The following is a 1790-nucleotide window of genomic DNA, read 5'->3' on the forward strand; positions in this document are numbered from 1 at the left end:
CCGACGCTGTTGGCGAATTCGGGTCCTGAGCGTGACGTCGGCCTTCATGACCTGGTTGTGGTCGTGAAGGCCGATGTTGTCTTTGGGGAGGGTGTCCGTGTCGTTGCGTGTGGAGGAGCCGGGGGAGGTTCCGGCAGGGACGGTCCGGGTGGCCCGGAGGGCGTTTCCCAAGGGAAGTCTCGCGATCAGGGTCCGGGACGAGCTGGGGGTGTTGTTCCGGGATCAGGACTTTGCCGCGGTGTTCCCTGGCAGGGGAAAGCCCGCGTGGTCGCCGGGCAGGCTGGCGCTGGTGGTGGTGCTCCAGTTCGTGGAAGGGCTGACCGACCGGCAGGCCGCGGAGGCGGTCAGGGCCCGGATCGACTGGAAGTATGCTCTCGGCCTGGAACTGGAGGACCCTGGGTTCGACTACTCGGTCCTGTCGGAGTTCCGGGACCGGCTGGTGGCCGACGATGCGGGCCGGGGTCTGCTGGACGCGGTTCTGGCAGCGGCCCAAGGCCGTGGATTGCTCAAGAGCGGCGGGCGGGCCCGCACCGACTCCACGCATGTGCAGTCGGCGGCCCGCGAGCTGAGCTGGCTGGAGCTGGTCGGCGAGACGCTGCGGTCGGCTCTGAACGCGGCCGCCGCGACCGCGCCCTCGTGGCTCGGCTCTGTCGCGGCTCCCGAGTGGTTCGAACACTACGGAACGCCGTTGCAGGAGTCGCGTTTCCCCAAGAGCCGCGCCAGACGCGTCGAGGTCGGCGAGCGGATCGGCACGGACGGGATGTTCCTGCTCCAGGCCGCTTGGTCGGACCAGGCTCCACCGGAGGTGCGCTCGCTTGAGGCGGTGGAGATCCTGCGGCGGGTGTGGGTGCAGCACTTCGAGGTGGTCGAGGGGATGGTGCGGCGCCGGGGCCCAAAAGACGTCCCGCCCGGGGCGATGCGGGTGGTCACCCCGTATGACCCGCAGGCCCGGGGCAGCGTCAAACGCGACATCGTCTGGAACGGATACAAGGTCCACTTCACCGAGACCTGTGAAGTGGACGCCCCGAACATGATCACGCAGGTGATCACCACCCCGGCCCCGGTGCCCGACGACCGGATGGCCGCGGTCGTCCACGCCCGTCTCGCCGAGACGGGACGGCTGCCCGCCGAGCACTGGGTGGACGCCGGTTACGTCAGCGCCGGCGCACTGGCGGCCGCCCGCCGGGACCACAACGTCGAGCTCCACGGCCCGCTCGCCGGGAACACCACCGCCCAGGCATCCGGCCCCTACGGGCAGGGCGCCTTCACCATCGACTGGGAGAAACAGCAGGTCACCTGCCCCAACGGGGTCACCAGCACCCAGTGGCGCCACGGGCGATCGCAGCAGGGCCTGCCCGTGCTCCGGGTCCGGTTCTCCCCGGCCGACTGCCGTCCCTGCCCGGCCCTGCGGAACTGCGTGAGCTCGCCGAAAGCCGAGCGGCGCGAGATCAGCCTGCGTCACCGGGACGAGTACGAAGCAGCCCAACAGGCCAGAGCCCTGCAACAGACCGACGAGTGGAAGAAGCGCTACCAGGTTCGCGCCGGGATCGAGGGAACCATCTCCCAAGGCGTCCTCGCGTTCGGCCTGCGCAGATCCCGCTACCGTGGCCTGGCCAAGACCAGCCTCCAGCACCAGCTCACCGGCGCAGCCATCAACCTGACCCGCATCGACGCCTGGCTCACCTCAACCCCCCGAGCCCGCACCCGAACCTCCCACCTGGCAGCACTTCGCCCCGCCGGATAACCAGCGGGGCGAAGCCAAGGCCCGAAGAATTCGCCAACAGCGTCGG

Annotated in this window: 1 protein-coding gene; it reads left to right on the top strand. The window is 69.9% G+C overall.

Features of this window, described 5'->3' with window-relative positions:
- Positions 1-97 precede the first annotated feature (97 nt).
- The gene (locus ACIQ9E_RS29725) at positions 98-1744 is read left to right on the top strand and encodes an IS1182 family transposase (protein ID WP_403712306.1); all 1647 of its coding nucleotides are present in this window, start codon (positions 98-100) and stop codon (positions 1742-1744) included.
- The last annotated feature ends 46 nt before the right edge of the window (positions 1745-1790 follow it).

Origin of the sequence: Streptomyces sp. NPDC094448, assembly GCF_044763775.1 — a bacterium.
In the GTDB taxonomy this organism is placed as follows: Bacteria; Actinomycetota; Actinomycetes; order Streptomycetales; family Streptomycetaceae; genus Streptomyces.